Origin of the sequence: Streptomyces glomeratus (genome assembly GCF_021462825.1) — a bacterium.
GTDB lineage: Bacteria > Actinomycetota > Actinomycetes > Streptomycetales > Streptomycetaceae > Streptomyces > Streptomyces glomeratus.
This window is the reverse complement of the sequence record NZ_JAKEEB010000039.1, coordinates 21,856-40,058: the sequence shown is the minus strand read 5'-3', so window position 1 is coordinate 40,058 and position 18,203 is coordinate 21,856. Positions and strand designations below refer to the sequence as shown.

Genomic DNA, 18,203 nt, shown 5'->3' with positions numbered 1-18,203 from the left:
ACTTCTAGGGAACTCCGCAGCTCAACACATCGGTAGCCAACAGAGGTTCACGGCAGCACAGTTAAGGTCGGGGTTAACCCCTCCCGACCTGCGTCAATGTGATGCATGCTGCTGTTAGGGATCAGGAATCACACGCAGGGCGGTGCACGTGGCTGGCGGACTCCGGGCGGTGCGGACTGCACGCGAATGGTCGCAAGAACGGTTGGTTCGCGAGATAGAGCAGTACGCCCGAAAGCACATGCTCACGGTCGCGTCCACGGCGAGCCTGCGGGTCTACGTCTCGGAGTGGGAGAACGGCAAGAGGCAGATCAGCGACCGGTACGCGAAGATCCTTCGGGCCCTCCTGGGCGCCACAGATGACGAGCTTTTCGACAGGCACACAGCCCCTGCCGAACCGATCCAGGCCGACGGATACGACGAGCTTGTGACCCGGATCGATGCGGCGCGGAGCGTCAGCCTGACCATGGTCAAGACCTTCATGGATCAGACGGAGCTGTTGCGGACCGTCGATCGGCAGATGGGCGCCGCAAGCCTCGTCGATCAGATGACCGGTCACCTGTCGACGTTGGAAGACGCGCTGACCTTTGCCGTGCTTCCGGAGACCCGCCGCCCTGTTGCTCGCGCGTTAGCGGGCGCGGCGACGCTGGCAGCCTGGCAGGCCCTCGACGTAGGAGCGGTGGAACGCGCTTGGCGTCACTACGAGCTGGGCAAGCGGGCAGCCAACGAGGCCGGCGAGCCGATGTACCTCGCGCACGCTACGGCTGAACAGGCTTACGTGCTGTGTGATGCTGGCCGCCCTGCGATCGCGGTCCAGCTTGTTCGCGACGCTCAGCGCGTCGGGGGCAAGATGACGTCGCCACGGCTCCAAGCGTGGTTGTATGCGGCCGAGGCTGAGATCTGTGCCAAGGCTGGGATGCCCGACGACTGCCGGCGGGCGCTGGAAAACGCGGCGCGGCTGCTGCCACAGGGCCAAGAGGCTCGGGACCCCGACATGCTGAGCATCTTCCTGAACGAAGGCCATTTGGCCCGGTGGCGCGGGAACGTGCTTGCACAGCTCGGGGACGCCGACGCGGTGGAGAACTTGTACGTCGCACTGGACTCCGCAGACCCGACATTCGTCCGGGCAACAGCCGGATTGCGATGTGATCTAGCCCAGGCCCATCTCGCGCGCGGCGAGTACGACCAGGCCCATGAACATCTGCGAGAGGCCCGACTGCTGGCCAGCCGGACCGGATCAGTGCGTCACCGTCGGCGTATCGAACAGCTCACGCAGCGGCTGTAGGCGACGACCCCGCGGCACGCGAGGCGAGAACGTGGAGAAGCGCAACGAGCGTTCCTGAGCCCAGCAACTCGCCCCGTTCCATGAGTCCGGGGATGTCGGCGAGCGGCACCCATGCAACGTGACCGGACTCCTCGACGTCGGTTGGGTCACCGACACGCCTGGCTCCACGGCCTACGAAGATCTCGTGCGGCGAGTCGACCATGCCCACCATGGGCTGATAGGTCACGATGTGCTCCAGCGCATCCGGCCGCCAGCCCGTCTCTTCCTCAACCTCACGGAGGGCAGCCGCGGCGGAGTCTTCTCCGTCATCCACGATGCCGCCCGGAAGCTCCCAGCCAAACGACTCGGGGACGAAGCGATAGCGCCAGAGCATGAGCACACGGTCTTGGTCGTCCAGGACAGCGGCGATCGCCACGTGATGCAGCCGGACTACGTGATGTTCGAACCGCTCGACGCCCGGGGGCTCTACGTCGACGAGGCTTAGCTTCACCCACCGGTTGTCATACAACGTCCGCTCACCGTGGATTTGCCATGGCTCCAGGTCCCTGGGCGCCTCAGTGCTAACCGAGCGATCCGGCACGCGATAGGAGCTTCGGCCGTGCACCTCGATGACGCGTTCGGCAACGAGCCTCGCCAGCACCTGCCGCAACGCCGTACGGCCGATCTCCAGCTCCTCAGAGAGGGTTCGCTCGGAAGGGAGCTTTGCACCCGGCAGGTACTTGCCCGCCGAGATCCACTCACGAATCGTGCGGTACACCCGCTCCGACTTCGGTCCCATCCGCTGAGCACGCTCCCGTCGTGTTATGTCGGCCGACACAACAGCGTAGCCGTCGAGCCTGACCGCCGACAGAGACGATCAGTTGTGCGGTGGGAGTTTCCCTACATCATCAAGGCTCGCTTCGCTCGCTGGTCCGGCGGCCAACGGCGCTCTTGGATCATCGCCAACCCGACCGCCGCACCCTCCGCCCAAGCGCATCAACGGCCGCTCCCGGCCCCCACACCACCGCCACCACGATCCGGCCTCAGGAAGGGGAAGACGCAACAGCAGCTCGACCCAACGCCCCGCTACTGGGGCCACCGCGCATCCCTTTCCACCCGGTTGCCTACACCAGTAGATCGGATCAAGTCCCGAGGGGCCGCGCCAAGCGCGGCGGCGCCGGCCGGTCGCCGCCGCGCCGCCTCACTTGTCTTCGCCACCGGCCGCACGTCGCCGCCCGTCCGTCGCCGCACGCAGCGGCCACATTCCAACACGGGCACGGGGGCGAACGGTGATCCCCAAAAGTGCAGGTCAAAGACGCTTTGTATTACCGCAAGAGGCCGGATCGTGGTGGCGGCGGCATGCGGGCCGACGCTGCCAGACGCGCAGGCGTTCGTACGGCCCGCTGATCCCGCACCAGGCCACCGGCCGGACGGCAGGAGCGGCCATGAGAGAGGGAGAACCCGTCTGCGGCTGCGGTCAGAACAGAGCCTCCGGCGGGGGATCGGCCGGCACCGGGATGGAGGGGCGCCATCGCCGACCGCGGGTCCGTCGTGGCGGATGCTGGGGGCTCCCATCCCGCACACCATCGACCCAGGCAGAGCCGAGCAGACGCGGCCCCTGGCGTCCAGGTCGTTCGTACAGTGGCGCGCTCCACCTGGACGCCAGGGACCACGCCCGCTCCACGGTGTGTGGGTCGACGGCGGACGGGATGGGAGCTGGGGTGAGTGGTGGGAAGAGGCTGCGGTGCGTCTTACGCGGGAAGAATTGAAGCCCTGAACCATCGAGGACAGGGCTTCAGACCTTGCCGCTACTTGCCCCTCTTGCCGAAGGCGAGAGCCTTCACGACCTCCGGCACGTCACAGCTGTCGCACCGACGAAGCGCGACGATACCGATCACTAGACGCACCATGGGGAGGAGCAGAACGCCCAGAAGGGCCACGATCTCGAAAAACACGGACTACACCCTTTGATGGAACGGGGTGTAGTCGAATGTGGCCAAAAAGTACAGTAGGGCTACGCAATGCCCAGCACTCCACCTCGACCTACACAGGAACAAGATCACTGAAGTAGGCGTAGCTGCATTATGGCTGCACCGAACCCAGGTGTCAAACAAGGTCGCCGCACCAGCACATGCCCCGCGTGGGAACATCTTGGTTCCATGTGTTTGGGGAGGGCTTAATGACGGCGTGGCTGGTACTGGCGAAGGCTGGAAGCAAGCGGGTAAGCGAGGGCTACGACGACAACCCCGCCACCCACTACAGCTGGGACAACACGGTGAACAACCACGCCAAGCTGAAGGTCGGTGACGTGATCGCATTGTGGGACGCCACCGAGCTGCTGGGTCTGTCGGTAGTCGAGGACATCGAGGTCGGGCAGGCCGAGAAGGAAACCCCGTACTGCCTCAAGTGCGGCAGGGCCGATGTGGCCGAGCGAAAGAAGAAGCTGCCCCGGTTCGTGTGCTGGAACCAGAAATGCAAGTACGAATCCGACCAGGCCGGCTGGAAGCGCAAGCAGGTCACCACCTACCGCAGCCGGCATGAGGCCGGCTGGATTGACTCACGCGGCACCCTGACCGCGCCGGAGCTGCGCGCGCTGTGCGTGCAACCCGCGTCTCAGAACAGCCTGCGTGAACTGCGCTGGGACGACTTCCAGCACGCCCTCACTCACGGCGGCATGCCGCTGCCGCTGGGCGTCATCGACACGACCCAGCAGGTGATCGCCGAAGGACATGGCACCGCGACCATCCGCGTACGTAAAGGGCAGCCCACCTTCCGTAAGCACCTGCTGGACGTGTTCGGCGAGGTATGCGCGTTCACCGGGCCGGCCCCGGTCCAGGCGTTGGAGGCGGCGCACCTGTACAGCTACGCGGCCAACGGCAAGCACCACAAGGGCGGTGGTCTGCTGTTGCGCCGTGACCTGCACCGGCTCTTCGATCTCGGGCTGATCGCCGTCAGCCCCCAGACCAAGACCCTGCACGTGGCCGATGCTCTCAAGGCGTACCCGGACTACGCAAAGTTGAACGGCTCCCCGTTGACCGTGCCCGTGACAGACGATCATCTCAAGTGGCTGAGCAAGCACTGGGATATGCACCGCGTGCAGGCGCCGGCCCCCACGTTTCCCCAGCAGGCCCCCGCTGAGGTGGCCACCGTATAGGGACACTGGCCTACCGGTCTCAATGCCAGTGTTTCGTCCAACAGTCATGAATCAGCGCGAAATCACGGACCAAGTCGGTTTAGCCGGAGATGGGACTACTTGGTCGACCGCCATCTTCCTGGTGCGCCATCGTCTATGTGAGATCTCCCGTGGACAGCAGTTCGTTGATCGCGTCTTCGGCTCGGCGAAGAGTGATTCGACCGTCCCCCAGGCAGTAGGCGGTGATTTCGGAGCCGCAACCTAGGCCAGCCTCTGCCAGGAGGCCAAGGGGAAGTTGGATCGAGCCGTCATCGTTGATAGTCAGTTGCACGGGTTCTCGAAGCATGGGCATAGCCTGCCACGGCGGTCGCAGCGGGCACCGCTCGCCATCGCTCGAACGCCGCTACCTAACTGCAGCTGTAGATCGTGATCTTGCTGCTGTGGCCGGCGCAGAGATCACCGTGAGTGCGCTATCAGGCCTGACCTCGGAAGAATGGGCAACTGAAGAAATTCAGATGCTCCGGAAGTTCGTGTCGTACTCGTGCGCCACACGGTTAAGCATCGAGTCATAGTGGAAGATATTGCCCGTTGATGGTGCCGGAGGGCCAGTAACCAATTTCGCCGGCGTGCCGTCATTAACGAGGTCTATCACCACAATGCCGAGACCGTCGTAACCACGATCGCTGCTGCCACTGCGACGCGGAAGTCGACTCACAGCTTCGATTGCCTTTTGAGCCGCTTGAGGCTGCTTGTGCACATTGGCTTTTGGTCCATTGTGCTGGTTGGTGGGACTGTAAAATGTGTCCGCCGCGTTCACCATGCAGAATCCAACGGCCAAAGCCTGGCTGGATGCTCCGTGGACGATTTGGTGACTAGAATTGAGTTCGTCATAGAGACGCGGGCCAGCCTTGCCATGTTCCGTCATGCAAGCCTTTGCCTCAAGTGCCACAAGGACATGACCTACCGGGGCCTCCTTCAGTTCAGGGAGGCCTTCGAGGCGAGTCTGCTGATCTTCCGTGAGCTCAATGCCCCATTTAGTCGCAAGCGATGCTAGCGTGTACGGCTTCCGCTTGCTGCTGGCGCCAGACCCGGGCCGGCACAGGACGAGGTCGAGGTCTTTTTCTTTATGGTTGACAAAGTCGACCATTTGATGGTTTATACCGAAGGCTACCTTCCCCGCCTCGACGTGAGACCTCAAGAGCCCACTGGTCTGCAGCAGGTCGAACATGATCCCCCAACACGCGACCTTCGAGTGTCGATCGCTGCGAGGGTGGTACTGAACTTCGTCGTTCTTCCTCTTCACAGGCTTGCTCAGAGTCCTGACGAGGATGTCTACGGCGTCCAAGTCGCCCCCCTTTCGGGGAGGATCCTATCGGCCCGAACTGCTAGTTGCTGCCGCCACGTTGGACGGATCTGTCAGCTCGACGTGCTCCTTCACGTCAAGGAGGAACGCCTCGTCGAACTTCAGCTTCGCTCTCTGGGTTCGCGAGTAAAACCCTGCAGCGGCGCGGTGACTGAGAGGAGCCAGACCGCTTCGGTCGACTAGATCCAGGAGGTGCGTGTACTCCCTGCGCTCGGGCCACATAGAGGCGTAGGAGCGCCACCTCTTGCCCTTGCTGCCCCAGGCAGCAGTAGGCCACCGAGCATCGGTCGACAGCAAGTCGAACTCTGCCTCGTCGAACTCACCCGGTTCCAAGAGTCGCTCGCCCAACCACTTTGAAACGCCGACGGTGACGGCGTTGCCGACTAGCTTCCACCGATCACGACCCGCCTTCTTGCCAGCCGTGGTCTCGGTCAGGGTCCAATCCGAGGCGAAGCCTTGCAATTGCTCAGCGTCCGTGATCGATGGCGTCACGATCCGGTGCCCCGCAGGGTTGCTCGGGATCCAGATGGCCGGCGGGGATGGAATGCTCAGCGCCGAGCCTCCCTTAACCGTGGGCACTGCGTCTCGGGCCCACCCCAGACCCGTGAGCCCCTCAGTCCAGTAGAAGCCGTAAGCATCGGTGCCCAGTTCGTCGCCACTCGGCTCGCCGACGTCATCAGCGAAGAGGACGGTGCGTGGATCTTCGGTGAGGCTAGCCACGAAGAGAACCCGCTGCCGACGCTGCGGGACACCGGTAAAGCGTGAGTCCACCAGCCGGTAAGCCCACGCGTATCCCAGGGCTTCCAGCTCCTGCACCAGATGGTGCATTGCCTTGCCCTTGTCGAGGAAAAGCATGTTTCGCACGTTCTCAAGCACGAGCCACCGTGGGTGGTGCTTGCCAAGGAGACGGAAGACATGAGAGACAAGCCCCGATTGCTCACCCGCGATGCCGGCTGTGCGCCCAGCCTGTGAAAGGTCCTGACAGGGAAAACCAGCGGTGACAACGTCAACGTCACCGGGCAAGCCCTTGAGGTGCTGGACGTCCGGCTCAAGAGGGGTATTGGGGAACTGCTTAGTGAGAACGGCTTGGGCCGGGGGCCAGACTTCGCAGAGCAGAGCGGTCTCTAGCCCAGCTTGCTCCAGACCGAGCTCCAGACCACCTACGCCCGCGAAGAGACCCGCGACTCGTAGGGGCTTCTGGCTCTCATCTACCTCTTTACTCACGGTGGAGATCCTGTCATATGGGTCTGACAGAGCAGGCCAGAGTTAAGACAACCACCGTCTGAGCTTTGGGGTGATATACACTGATTTGCAGCGATAGATATCGATTCACTGGGGTACAGAGTTGTGCGTCTACTTGCCCTAGATCCGTTCCAAAGGCGGGCTCGCATGGCCGTTGAGCTGCAGTCCCGGCCTCGGGCTCGACTGACCCGGCAGTCCGCTGATTCTCCGGGTTACTGTCGCTTCTGTGGAACCTCAAGAGTCGTGGGCCTCAAGCAGCGGGACGCGTGCCAGCATGCGAGCGAACCGAGGGCGTGATACCCGTCCTGAGCTGGCACTGCGCCAAGCCGTGCACCGCTTGGGGCTCCGCTACCGTGTGACAGTTCGACCGCTGCCTAGCGTCCGAAGGACAGCCGACCTGGTGTTCACACGCGTCAAAGTCGCCGTCTTTTTGGACGGCTGCTTCTGGCATGGTTGTCCGACTCACCACACAGTAGCTAAACGAAACAGCGCGTTCTGGGCTGAGAAGGTGGCCCGCAACAAAGAGCGCGACGCGGACACAAACCGACGCCTTCAAGAGGCAGGCTGGGTTGTGATTCGTGTGTGGGAGCATGAGGACCCTGAGGTCGCTGCCGAGAAGGTGCGTACCGCTGTTCAGAGCCGTCGCGCCTCCATGCAGGGGCCAAACTACGCGGAGTAACTGGCGTGCCTCCAGTCGGCCGGCATCGGTCGTGGTCTCAGTTCTGGTCTCATTCACACGAGTACCGCCTCGTCCGGAGGAGTACCAGGGCGAGCCGAGATCCAAGGCGCCGGCCGTACATGCACACAGGTGAACGACGCCACACGGCCGCCCGACCGGCACAAGCACACTTGGAAAGCGTGTTGGGGGCAACCCCTCACGAGTTCGAATCTCGTATCCTCCGCCAGTGCCTCACCGGGCACGATGTCGAAGGGCCCCACCGTTCGCGGTGGGGCCCTTCGACGTTGTCCGTCTCGGTTTCCGTCTCGGTCGGTTTTTTCCTCGGAGCCGGGTGGCTGAGGGCGGCGGACTTGTGTGTGCGGCTCGATGTCCTCCTCTTCGAGCCGGGGCGCCTTGGCGATCTCCGCCGCGTTGGTCGGGACGTGCCTGTGTGCGGGAAGGCGTGAGCGACGACGCGCGGTCGCTTGCCGACGTGTGCTCATCCTCTTCACGAAGTCGTCGCCGGCACGCCAGTGCCACACATCGAGCTCGACCGCGTAACCGGCTTCTCCCAGGTGCCACGCAGCCCACTCGGCCCACTGCCGGCCCGGGCCCGCAAACGGCCGTTCCCCCCGCCCCCGCGGCGACGACGAGCACGCCGGACCGCGCCGCCGCACCATACCCGCACCACCGGCCCGACGGACTGCAACGAGCCGGCAACGGCGCTCTTCGCCCCCGGCGGGCAAGGCACCGTGCGGTACAGCAGCGAAGCACAGCAGCAACCCCACCGACCATGAGTGGTCGATACCGGCCGCCACTAAGACGAGCCGGGAATGTGCCGCACGGCCAGCAGGGCCACGTCGTCGTCGTTGTCGGGTGGGCGCGCCCGTGCCAGCAACTGGTCCGTGAAGGATTCCAGGGGGCGGTGGGCCAAGGACGCGGCATGGCGGCGCAGGCGGTTCAGGCCCTCGTCCAGCGCGTGACCGGGGGACTCGATCAGGCCGTCGGTGTAGAGGAGAAGAGTCGCCCCGGGCGGCAGTTCCACCGTCGCGTCGGGGCGGACCTGGTCGGGCGCCACGCCCAGCAGGATCCCGTGGCCGTCGGTGAGATAGCGGGCCACGCCCTCGTTGGTGACCAGCAGCGGAGGTGGATGGCCCGCGTTGGTCCAGGACAGCTCGCACTGGCCGGCGGCGTTCTCCGTCATACGGGCGAAGACCAGCGTGGCCATGGGGGCCTCGGCGACGGCCAGGATCGCCTGGTCGAGCCATTCCACGATCCTGCTCGGCGGCTTCTGCTGGGACAGGGCGTACGCCCGGAGCATGTTGCGCAGCTGGGCCATGCCGGCCGCCGCCTCCAGGTCGTGGCCGACGACGTCGCCGACGACGAGGGCGGTGGCGCCGTCCGCCAATGTGAAAGCGTCGTACCAGTCGCCGCCGACATGGGAGGCGTCCGGCGCGGGCAGGTAGCGGGCGGTCATACTGCGCCCGGGCGTAAGGGGGAGCTTCGGCAGCAGATGGAGCTGCATGGTCTCGGCGACCTTGCGCTGGCGCTGGTAGAGGCGGGCGTTTTCCAAGGCGAAGCTGGCGCGGCGGGCGATGTCCTCCAGCAGGGCGGTGTCGGCGCCGGTGAACCGCTCGGGCTGGTCGGCACGGCCGAGGGTGAGCGCGCCCAGTACGTCGTGCAGGCTGCGGAGTGGGACCACGATTGCCGAGTGCATGCCGGTCGCCTCGAACAGGCGCCGCTGCTCCACCGCAATGTCGGAGTCGGGCGGTCCCTGATAGGTCTCGGGACCGGCGAGGGAGGACGCGACGCCGCGCAGGGCGCGGGACAGGGGCATCGGGGACTCCTGCGGCACCGGCGGCATGGGCCCCTGGAGGTCCTCCCGGAAGACCACGGTGCCGCCCTCGGCATGGGCGGCGGCGAAGCGCGATACCTCGTTCCGCTCGCTGATCAGGTCGATGACGGCCCAGTCGGCGAGGCGGGGCACGACGAGGTTGATCAAGCGGCGCAGCGCCTCGTGGATGTCCAGGGTGGAGGTGAGCACGGTGGTCGTCTCGGCGAGCAGGGCGAGCCGCTCCAGTTCGGAGAGCCGTCCGCCGGCCGGTGGCCGCTCGGCCTGGCGCCCGGGGCGTCCTGCGAGGTGGAAGAGGACGAGCGTGGCTGACGGGCGGCTACCGATGTCGCAGGGAGTGGCCAGCCAAACCACCGGCAGCAGCGTGCCGTCGCCGCGCTCGAGCCACTCGTCCTCACCCTGCTCGGTGCGCCCGCCGAGAGTGCTCTGCCGTATCCGGCACTGTGCCCTCGGCAGGGGTTCCCCGGAGTTGGTGCGGTGCAGCAGGTCGTGGGCGTCCTGGCCGACCAGACCTGAGGCGGGGCGGGCCAGGAGTTGTTCGCCGCGCGTGTTGACGGCGATGATCGAGCCCTGCTCGTCCGCCAGGTAAGCACCCGCGCCAAGCGCGTTGAGGGCCCTGGCGACCGTTTCCTGAGGACTGCCCGATCCCGTCATGGCCTGCCTCCCGTCAGTGGAGAAAATGCCTCAGGCCACCACACCCCCTTCTTTTCCCGGGTTCCCCCTGGGATAGAGGCGATGCCCGCGACCAGAACGAGCGCTACAGCCCCCGGTCCGCCGGCCGGTGCGCGGCCGGGAGGCGCGGCGCGCGTGCTCCGTCGCCGACGTGAATGCCGCGAGCGCCGGAGTGCCGGGCCACGAAGGTGGTCCGACCCTCCGGCTTTTCTCCGTCTCGTCAACCGCCGAGCCTCGGCGGTTGACGAGCGTCATCAGGACGAACGTCATAGGACGCGGGTCATCAGGACGAGCGTCGTCGGGACGGCCGTCCCGCGGGTGCCGCCCTCCGACGCCGCAGCATCACGGTGACAGGCAGGATCGCGCCGCCCAGGAGCAGCCCGGTCGCCCCTCCGTAGAAGACCATCGACCTGCGGCCGGCGACGATGCGTGTCTCGGGAGGAGACGACCCGGCGTCTCGCTTCGTGATCACTGGCATAGTGAGGGCCTGCTCCGCCGCCTGCAGCCGTTCCCCGATCCGACACGACCGCAGCGGCGGATTCGGATCAATAGGCGCACCGGGCCCCGAGCCCCCACGCACGCATGATTCCGGCCTGCCTGTTTCCGGACGTTTAGTCCCGCTTTGCCCGGAACTGGTATGAGGGGACCATGGAGGTGTAGTTCCGGCGACATCGGAGCCCTTCGTGTCTGCTGCCCACCGGCCGCGCGCTGGTCGTCGCGTCTCCCTGCTGAACTTGCGCAGTGCGGCCGGGCAGGTGTTCCTTGCCCAGTTCGCGATCGTGCTGCTGCTGGTCCTGGCCGCGGTGGCGGCCGTGGTGATGCAGGCGGCCCGGGACGCTGTGCAGCAGGGGAGGCGGGAGTCCGTCGTCGCGGCGCAGTCGTTCGCGAGCGCCCCCGGCGTGGCCGAGGCGTTCCGCAGCCCTGACCCGACCGCGGTGCTGCAGCCGAGGACCGAGGAGGCGCGGAAGAAGACGGGCGTGGACTTCGTGGTGGCCCTGAGCACCGAGGGGATCCGCTACACGTATCCCTACCCGGCCGAGATCGGCAAGAAGTTCGTCGGCAACATCCAGCCCGCACTGCAGGGTCGTACCGTCATCGAACAGGCCGGCGGACCGCCCTTGCCCGCGGGCAAGGGAACGGCCGTGCAGTCGGTGGTCCCGGTGACCGACGCGCAGGGCAAGGTCGTGGGCCTCGTCTCGGCCGGGATCACGGTCAAGAACGTGGCCCGGCTGTGGATGCCGCAGCTGCCGGTGATCCTGGCTGTCGGCGCGGGCTCGCTGGTGGTGGTGACGGTCGGGAACGCGCTGGCGGCCCGGCGGCTGCGGCAGCTGACCCACGGCCTGGGCCCGGCGGAGCTCGCACGGTTGTACGAGCACCACGACGCGGTCCTGCACTCCGTGCGGGAAGGCGTGCTGATCACCGACGCCGACGGGCGGCTGCTGCTGGCCAACGACGAGGCACAGCGGCTGCTCGACCTGCCGAGGCACGCACGGAGGCGCTTCGTGTGGGAGCTGGGACTGCCGGAGTCCCTCGCCTGTCTGCTCGCGTCGCGGGAGTCGGTCACCGATGAGGTGCATCTGGTGGGAGACCGTCTGCTGGCGGTGAACAAGCGGCCCACCTTCCCGGACGGGGTGCGCGGCGGCAGCGTGGTGACGTTGCGGGACACCACGGAGCTGGCGGCGATCACAGGGCGGGCGGAGGTGGCGCGGGAGCGGCTGAAGCTGCTGTACGAGGCCGGCGTGCGGATCGGGACGACCCTGGATGTGGTGCGTACCGCCGAGGAACTGACCGAGGTGGCGGTGCCCCGGTTCGCCGACCTCGTCACGGTGGACCTGCTGGACTCGGTGCTGCGGGGGTGGGAGCCGACGACCGAGGGATGGCGGCAGCTGCGGCGCGCGGCGATCAGCGGCGAGGACGTGACGATGCCGGTGTATCCGGTCGGCGAACTGATCACTCTCTCGCCGGAGACTCCGCAGATGAAGACGTTGCAGCAGGGGCGGGGGGTGGTGGAGCCGGACCTGCGGCAGGCGCGCGGCTGGCGGGCGCAGGACCCCGAGCGTGCCCGCAGGGCCCTGGAGCACGGGCTGCATTCGCTGGTGGCCGTGCCGCTCCAGGCCCGGGGGGTGCCGCTGGGCGTGGCGAACTTCTACCGGACGGAGAAATCCCCGGGGTACGAGCCGGAGGACCTGTCGTTCGCGGAGGAGCTGGCCGCGCGGGCGGCGGTGGCCATCGACAACGCCCGGAGGTTCACCCGGGAGCACGCGATGGCGGTGACGCTCCAGCGCAGCCTGCTGCCGCGGGGGCAGCCGGAGCAGGACGCGCTCGAGGTGGCCTGGCGGTATCTGCCGGCGGAGGCCGGGGTGGGCGGGGACTGGTTCGACGTCATTCCGTTGTCGGGCGGGCGCGTGGCGCTGGTGATGGGGGACGTCGTCGGACATGGGCTGCACGCGGCCGCGACGATGGGGCGGCTGCGCACGGCGGTGCACAACTTCTCCACGCTGGACCTCCCGGTGGACGAGGTGCTGGGGAACCTGGACGACCTGGTCGTGCGCATGGACAACGAGGAGCGCGCGGACGGTGCCGGGGACGGCCACGAGGGAGAGGGGGTGACGGGGGCGACCTGTCTCTACGCGATCTACGACCCGGTGACGGGGGCGTGCACGATGGCCCGTGCCGGGCACCCCGACCCGCTGGTGGTGTCCCCGGACGGGGCCGTCTGCTTCCCCGATGTGCCGGCCTCGGCCCCGCTCGGGCTGGGAGGCTACCCCTTCGAGACCGTACAGGTGCCCCTGCCCGAGGGGTCGGAACTGGTGCTGTACACCGACGGCCTGGTGGCGGACCGCCACCGTGACATCGACGCCGGGCTGGACGCGCTGCGCCGGGCCCTGACCAGGGCCGGAGGGCGCACTCCGGAGGAGGCGTGCCGGGCGGTGCTCGATGCGCTGAAGCCGGCCCATCCCTGCGACGACATCGCCCTGCTGGTGGCGCGCACCCGGCTGTTCCCGTCCTCGTGCGTGGCCGAATGGGAGGTGCCCTCGGACCCGGCGGTGGTGCCCTCGGTGCGGGCGCGGTGCCGGGAGAAGCTGCAGGAGTGGGGACTGGAGGAGACCGCGTTCACCACGGAGCTGCTGGTCAGCGAGTTGGTCACCAACGCGATCCGGTACGGTTCGCCGCCGGTGAAGGTGCGGCTGCTGTACGGGCGCTGTCTGGTCTGCGAGGTGGCGGACGGCAGCAGCACCTCACCGCGGCTGCGCCGGGCGGCGACCACCGACGAGGGCGGGCGCGGGATGTTCCTGGTGGCGCAGTTCGCGCAGCGCTGGGGAACGCGGTACACCACCCGCGGCAAGGTCATCTGGGCGGAACTGTCCCTGCACGGAGGCGCGGCCACCGACGCGCAGCGGCCGGCCGACGCTCTCCTCGAACAGTTCGACGACGTCGCCCTGTGACTCAGCCCAGTACGACGAGCACCAGGACCAGAACGAGCACGGCGACCGCCAGCGTCGTGGAGGCGACGGCCGTGAAGCGGACGACCCGTTGCCTGGAAGGCCGTTCGACGACCTTGATGCCGGTGTGGGACGGGAAGGCGAAGTAGACGCGGTCCGGGTCGGCATGCGCCGTCACCCTGGCCAGGGGAAGCCGGCGGACGGTCACCCGGCGGCCCACCTCGCCGTCCGCCAGGGCGAGGTGAGGGAGGATCAGCTCGCGGTGCCGGGGATCGAGGTCGTCCGGGAGTTTCTCCGTCGCCGTCGTCAGAACCGTTCTGCGCCACTGGCCCGCACCGTCCGTCGGCTGGCGGAGGTGGAGCGGGGCGGACTGTTCCACCCTGCGCACCTCCGGGGTGTGGCTGATGACCGCGCCGGTCCAGGTGGTGAACACGCCCGTGCCCGCGCACTCCGCATGTCTCAGCCGTCTCGCGCCCTTGCAGCCCGGGCACTGGACGGAACCCGTCCCCTTGCAGTCGGCGCACTTGGTGCGGCCCCGGCCGAGACACGCGGGGCAGGCCGCGTCAGGGCGGCGGCAGCGTACGCAGCGGACCCGCTGCCGGACGTCCGCGGGGCGAGGGTCCGTCCGGCGTCCGCGCGGCCGGGGCCGGCCCGAGCCCTCGCACTCCCAGCAGGCGTCGATGCCGCCCTCGCAGCCCTCGCACTCCACAAAGGGTTCGCACTCCAGCCGGCCGCGCCCCGCGCACCGCTCGCAGTCCGTCCGGCCGCCGTCACAGCCGTCGCACGGGGCCTCCCCCAGCGAACCCTCGAGGACGAGTTCCACCTTCCGCGCCGTCGAGGGGTCGGACGGCGGGTCCAGGGGGTGCGTGGCCAGGTCCGTGTACGTCTCGCGACCGGCGACGTCGGCCGGCCGGCCGGGGACCCTCCTTCGGCCTTCCTCCCGCTTCTCGATACTGCGGACGATGCGGCAGTCGAGCAGCGGCTGGCGGCTGAGGTCGGCTGTGCCGGGCGAGCTCAGACGCGCGGTGATCCCGTGCCGGGCGACGTGCAGCTCGACGGCCTGGAGTATCTCCTCCGTGGACGGTTCCTTCGCCAACAGCCGCGTCCCCTCGCCGACGGTGCCGCAAGGGCAGCAGGGTAGGAGCCGCGGAAACGGCCATCAAGAGGGCCTGCCCCGCCCCGGCACGGGATGCCGGGGCCGGGTCAGCCCTTGTTGGCGCCCAGGGTCAGGCCGCTCACGAACTGGCGCTGGAGCGCGAAGTAGACGATCAGCGTCGGGATCGCGGTGAGCAGGGCGCCCGCGGCGACCAGGTTCGGGTCGGTGAAGTACTCCCCGGCCAGGTTCTTCAGGGCGGAGGTGATCGGCATGTTCTCTCCGGTGGAGATCAGGACGATGGCCCAGAAGAAGTCGTTGTAGATCCAGATGGACAGCAGGGTGGCGAGGGCCGCCATGGCGGGGCGGCACAGCGGCAGCACGATCTGCCAGTACATCCGCCACACCGACGCGCCGTCGACCAGTGCCGCCTCGGTGAGCTCGTGGGGAAGCATCCGCATGTAGTTGCTGAGCACGAAGGCGCAGAAGCCGGACTGGAACGCCACATGGATGAGGACCAGACCGAGCGCGGAGTCGTACAGCTTGCCGCTGACCGTGATGCCGGGAAGGTCGACGAGCAGATAGAGCCGGTACAGCGGGGTGATGACGACCTGCTGCGGCAGCAGGTTGCCCGCCGTGAAGACCAGTAGCAGGGCCAGGTTGAGGCGGAAGTCGAAACGGCTGACGTAGAAGGCCACGCAGGACGACAGGAACAGGGTCAGCAGCACCGCCGGAACCGCGATCAGCAGCGTGTTCATGAAGTAATGCGTCATGTCCGACTGCCGGAACGCGTGGGTGAAGTTGTCGAGGCTCAGCTTGTCCGGCCAGGACACATAGCCCTTGGCGTTGGTCTCCGGGTACGGCCGCAGGGCCGCGTACACCGCCCAGAGCAGCGGCGCCAGCCAGGCGAGCGCGGTTCCGGCGAGAAACACGTGCAGCAGCACCCGGGCGGGACGGACGGGCGGCCGCCGCTTCGCCACGGTCACGGTGCTCACGATCGGCGCTCCTTCCGGAAGGTGCTCACCAGGTAGGGGATGATCACGCCGAGCGAGGTCACCAGCAGTACCACCGCGATCGCCGACCCGTACCCGATGCGGCTGGACTCGCCGATGATGTTGTCGGTCACCAGGATCGACAGCAGTTCGGTGCCGTGCGCTCCGCCGTTGAAGACGAACACCAGGTCGAAGGCGCGCAGCGACTCGATGATCGTGACCACCAGGACGATGGTGTTGGAGGGACGCAGCGTCGGGAAGATGACGTTCTTGAACGTCTGCCATTCGTTGGCACCGTCCAGGGCCGACGCCTCGCGCAGCGAAGGGTCCACGCCCTTGAGGCCGGCCAGGTACAGGATCATCATGTAGCCCGTGTGCCGCCAGGAGGCGGCGATGAGGACGGCCCACAGGTTGAGGTCCGGGTCGCCGATCCAGTCGATGTAGTGGCCGGGCTTGTTGGCCCCGATCAGGCTGTTGATCAGGCCCGTGTCGGGGTTGTAGACGAGCTGCCAGACGAAGCCGATCACCGCGAAGGACACCACGACGGGCAGGAAGAAGGCGGTCTGGTAGACCCTGCTGAACCGGATCCTCTTGTCCAGCTGCACGGCCAGGAAGAGGCCTAGCGGGGTGGGGATCAGGATCAGGACGACGAACCAGACGACGTTGTGCTGGACGGCGGGCCAGAACTGCGGGTTGTCGGTGAACAGTTGCCTGAAGTTGTCCAGCCCGACCCAGGTGATCGAGTCGAAGCCGATGCCGTCCCAGGTGGTGAAGGCGAGGGCGATGGAGGCGAGGGCGGTGAGCCATACGAGCGCGATGTGCAGGACCGTCGGGATACCCGCCATCAGTCCGAGGGTGAGCCGGTCGCGGCGGGTGAGCAGGCGGCGGTGCCGCTGCCGGGCGCGCTTGCCGTTCACGGGCGCGCCGCCCGGAGGCGGCGCGGCGGCCGTCTCCGGGTTGCGGGTGCTGGTCTCGGCGCTCATGCGGACGCGAAGATCGACTTCTTCTGGCGCTCGATGGACGAGAGCAGGGTGTCGACGCCCTTGGGGTCGCGGATGAACGTCTGCATCGCGGGCTGCATCACCGTGGAGGTGAAGTCGGGCCGGCTGTCGCGGTCCATGTACTGGGTGAGGTGCTTGGCGCCGGAGATCATGTCGTACGCCTTCTTCTGCAGGGCGGTGTACGAGGAGGTGTCGGCCTTGCTGGAGGCGGCGACCATGCTCGGGTCGGACGTGAGGTAGATCTGCTCTGCCTCCGGAGTGCCCAGGAACTCCAGGAGCTTGACGACGCCGGCGTGGTTCTTCGGGGCCTTGCTCACCATGAAGCCGTCGGTGGGCGCCTCGACGGTGTCCTGCCCGAAGGACGGGTCCATCTCGGGGAAGGCGAAGAAGTCGAGGTCGTCCAGGTCGGCCTTGTCGGTGAACTGCTGGGCCACGAAGGAGCCGAGCAGGTACATGCCCGCCTTCTTCGACACCAGGGCCTGTGCGGCGTCCTGCCAGGTGCGGCCGATGGCACCGTCCTGGTGGTAGGGGAGGATCTCGGCCCAGTGGTCGAAGGCCTTGCGGACCTTGGCGTCGGTCCAGGACGCCTTGCCCGCCATCAGCTGCACATGGAAGTCGTAGCCGTTGGTGCGGAAGTTGATCTGGTCGAAGGTGCCGAGCGCGGGCCAGGCGTCCTTGTCGCCGAAGGCCAGCGGGATCAGTCCGTCCTTCTTCATCTGCTTGCACAGGGCTACGAACTTGTCCCAGGTGGTGGGGATTTCGTACCCGTGCTGCCGGAAGACGCTCTTCCGGTAGAAGATCGCCCAGGGGTACGTGTACAGCGGCACGAAGTAGTACTTGCCGTCCTCGCCCTTGCTGAGGGACTTCATCGCGTCGGGGAAGTTGCCCCCGATGGTCTGCCACACGTCGTCGATCGGGGTGGCGAGCTTCTTCGCGGCGAAGAACTGCATGCGGTAGCCGGCGAACCAGTTGAACACGTCGTCGGGCGTTCCCTGGAGGTAGGAGTTGATCTGCTCCTGGAACGTGTTGTGGTCCTTGGTGTTCACATCGACCGTGATCCCGGACTTCTTCTTGTAGGCCGTGTAGATCTCGGCGAACGCCTTCTTCGGCACGGCGTCCGAGGCGTTGGAACCGAGTGTGACGGTCTTGGGATCCCCGGATCCCGCGCTGCCGCCGCAGGCGCTCAGCAGGGGTATGCCCGCGCCGGCGAGGACGGCGGCACCACCGATGCCGCGCAGCAGGGAGCGGCGGTTCGGGCTCGGAAGGGAGGGACCGGACGGAGTGTGGCGCATGACGGCTCCTGGGGGCAGGGTCGGTCAGGCTGGCCCCGCGAGCGGGTCAGAATCAATCAGAAACCAACTCGACCGAACATTGTGGGCGTCATCCCACTCGCAGGTCCGGTCATGCGTCAAGAGCTGTCAACGGCCGTTTTGGAAACGTAATCGATACAGCCTTGATCACCTTCGTCGGCAATCGAGCTGGAGAAGGCGTGG

Annotated in this window: 13 protein-coding genes; 4 read left to right on the top strand and 9 right to left on the bottom strand. The window is 67.1% G+C overall.

Annotation, left to right across the window (positions count from 1 at the left end):
• Positions 1-238 precede the first annotated feature (238 nt).
• Entirely contained in the window at positions 239-1,282 is a 1,044-nt protein-coding gene (locus LZ604_RS30410; RefSeq protein ID WP_234519139.1) for an NsdA family TPR-like regulatory protein, read from the top strand.
• Here the strand turns inward: LZ604_RS30410 and LZ604_RS30405 are convergent.
• The gene (locus tag LZ604_RS30405) at positions 1,266-2,060 is read right to left on the bottom strand and encodes an NUDIX domain-containing protein (RefSeq protein WP_234519066.1); all 795 of its coding nucleotides are present in this window, start codon (positions 2,058-2,060) and stop codon (positions 1,266-1,268) included. The two genes, LZ604_RS30410 and LZ604_RS30405, sit on opposite strands and share 17 nt — an antisense overlap.
• A 1,380-nt stretch (positions 2,061-3,440) precedes the next feature.
• Between LZ604_RS30405 and LZ604_RS30400 the strand changes: the two genes are divergently transcribed.
• The gene (locus LZ604_RS30400) at positions 3,441-4,415 is read left to right on the top strand and encodes an HNH endonuclease (protein ID WP_234519065.1); all 975 of its coding nucleotides are present in this window, start codon (positions 3,441-3,443) and stop codon (positions 4,413-4,415) included.
• A 490-nt stretch (positions 4,416-4,905) separates the two neighbouring features.
• On the opposite strand, the gene LZ604_RS30395 is transcribed toward LZ604_RS30400, so the two are convergent.
• Together LZ604_RS30395 and LZ604_RS30390 are read right to left on the bottom strand one after the other, a co-directional pair.
• Positions 4,906-5,622, bottom strand: a complete 717-nt coding sequence (locus tag LZ604_RS30395; protein WP_234519064.1) for a hypothetical protein — start codon at positions 5,620-5,622, stop codon at positions 4,906-4,908.
• A 141-nt stretch (positions 5,623-5,763) separates the two neighbouring features.
• On the bottom strand, positions 5,764-6,981 hold the full coding sequence (locus LZ604_RS30390; protein WP_234519062.1) for a DNA cytosine methyltransferase: 1,218 nt from the start codon (positions 6,979-6,981) through the stop codon (positions 5,764-5,766).
• A gap of 244 nt (positions 6,982-7,225) precedes the next feature.
• Between LZ604_RS30390 and LZ604_RS30385 the strand changes: the two genes are divergently transcribed.
• Positions 7,226-7,678, top strand: coding sequence for a very short patch repair endonuclease (locus LZ604_RS30385; protein ID WP_308283692.1), 453 nt, complete (start codon positions 7,226-7,228; stop codon positions 7,676-7,678).
• Positions 7,679-7,731: 53 nt separating this feature from the next.
• On the opposite strand, the gene LZ604_RS36430 is transcribed toward LZ604_RS30385, so the two are convergent.
• Entirely contained in the window at positions 7,732-8,337 is a 606-nt protein-coding gene (locus LZ604_RS36430) for a toll/interleukin-1 receptor domain-containing protein (protein WP_344414785.1), read from the bottom strand.
• A gap of 137 nt (positions 8,338-8,474) precedes the next feature.
• Positions 8,475-10,163: a SpoIIE family protein phosphatase gene (locus LZ604_RS30380; protein WP_234519058.1), complete on the bottom strand. Its 1,689-nt coding sequence runs from the start codon at positions 10,161-10,163 to the stop codon at positions 8,475-8,477.
• Positions 10,164-10,936: 773 nt separating this feature from the next.
• Here LZ604_RS30380 and LZ604_RS30375 point away from each other — a divergent pair.
• Entirely contained in the window at positions 10,937-13,627 is a 2,691-nt protein-coding gene (locus tag LZ604_RS30375; protein WP_234519138.1) for a SpoIIE family protein phosphatase, read from the top strand.
• 1 nt (position 13,628) lies between these two features.
• Here LZ604_RS30375 and LZ604_RS30370 read toward each other — a convergent pair whose 3' ends face one another.
• The 4 genes from LZ604_RS30370 to LZ604_RS30355 all read right to left on the bottom strand — a co-directional run bounded on the left by LZ604_RS30370 (position 13,629) and on the right by LZ604_RS30355 (position 18,002).
• Positions 13,629-14,720: a hypothetical protein gene (locus LZ604_RS30370; RefSeq protein ID WP_234519055.1), complete on the bottom strand. Its 1,092-nt coding sequence runs from the start codon at positions 14,718-14,720 to the stop codon at positions 13,629-13,631.
• Positions 14,721-14,827: 107 nt separating this feature from the next.
• Entirely contained in the window at positions 14,828-15,712 is an 885-nt protein-coding gene (locus LZ604_RS30365) for a carbohydrate ABC transporter permease (protein WP_234519053.1), read from the bottom strand.
• Positions 15,709-16,692 carry a carbohydrate ABC transporter permease gene (locus tag LZ604_RS30360; protein ID WP_234519052.1) on the bottom strand — a complete coding sequence of 328 codons (984 nt, stop codon included), beginning with the start codon at positions 16,690-16,692 and terminating at the stop codon, positions 15,709-15,711. Before LZ604_RS30360 ends, LZ604_RS30365 begins: the two co-directional genes overlap by 4 nt.
• Positions 16,689-18,002: an ABC transporter substrate-binding protein gene (locus tag LZ604_RS30355; RefSeq protein WP_234519051.1), complete on the bottom strand. Its 1,314-nt coding sequence runs from the start codon at positions 18,000-18,002 to the stop codon at positions 16,689-16,691. Before LZ604_RS30355 ends, LZ604_RS30360 begins: the two co-directional genes overlap by 4 nt.
• Positions 18,003-18,203 lie beyond the last annotated feature (201 nt).

Excerpts from the sequence above, each read along its gene's own strand:
- LZ604_RS30355 (WP_234519051.1), bottom strand. The coding sequence starts at position 18,002 with ATGCGCCACACTCCGTCCGGTCCCTCCCTTCCGAGCCCGAACCGCCGC.
- LZ604_RS30410 (WP_234519139.1), top strand. The coding sequence starts at position 239 with ATGCTCACGGTCGCGTCCACGGCGAGCCTGCGGGTCTACGTCTCGGAG.
- LZ604_RS30360 (WP_234519052.1), bottom strand. The coding sequence starts at position 16,692 with ATGAGCGCCGAGACCAGCACCCGCAACCCGGAGACGGCCGCCGCGCCG.
- LZ604_RS30400 (WP_234519065.1), top strand. The coding sequence starts at position 3,441 with ATGACGGCGTGGCTGGTACTGGCGAAGGCTGGAAGCAAGCGGGTAAGC.
- LZ604_RS30395 (WP_234519064.1), bottom strand. The coding sequence starts at position 5,622 with ATGTTCGACCTGCTGCAGACCAGTGGGCTCTTGAGGTCTCACGTCGAG.
- LZ604_RS30405 (WP_234519066.1), bottom strand. The coding sequence starts at position 2,060 with ATGGGACCGAAGTCGGAGCGGGTGTACCGCACGATTCGTGAGTGGATC.
- LZ604_RS36430 (WP_344414785.1), bottom strand. The coding sequence starts at position 8,337 with ATGGTGCGGCGGCGCGGTCCGGCGTGCTCGTCGTCGCCGCGGGGGCGG.
- LZ604_RS30380 (WP_234519058.1), bottom strand. The coding sequence starts at position 10,163 with ATGACGGGATCGGGCAGTCCTCAGGAAACGGTCGCCAGGGCCCTCAAC.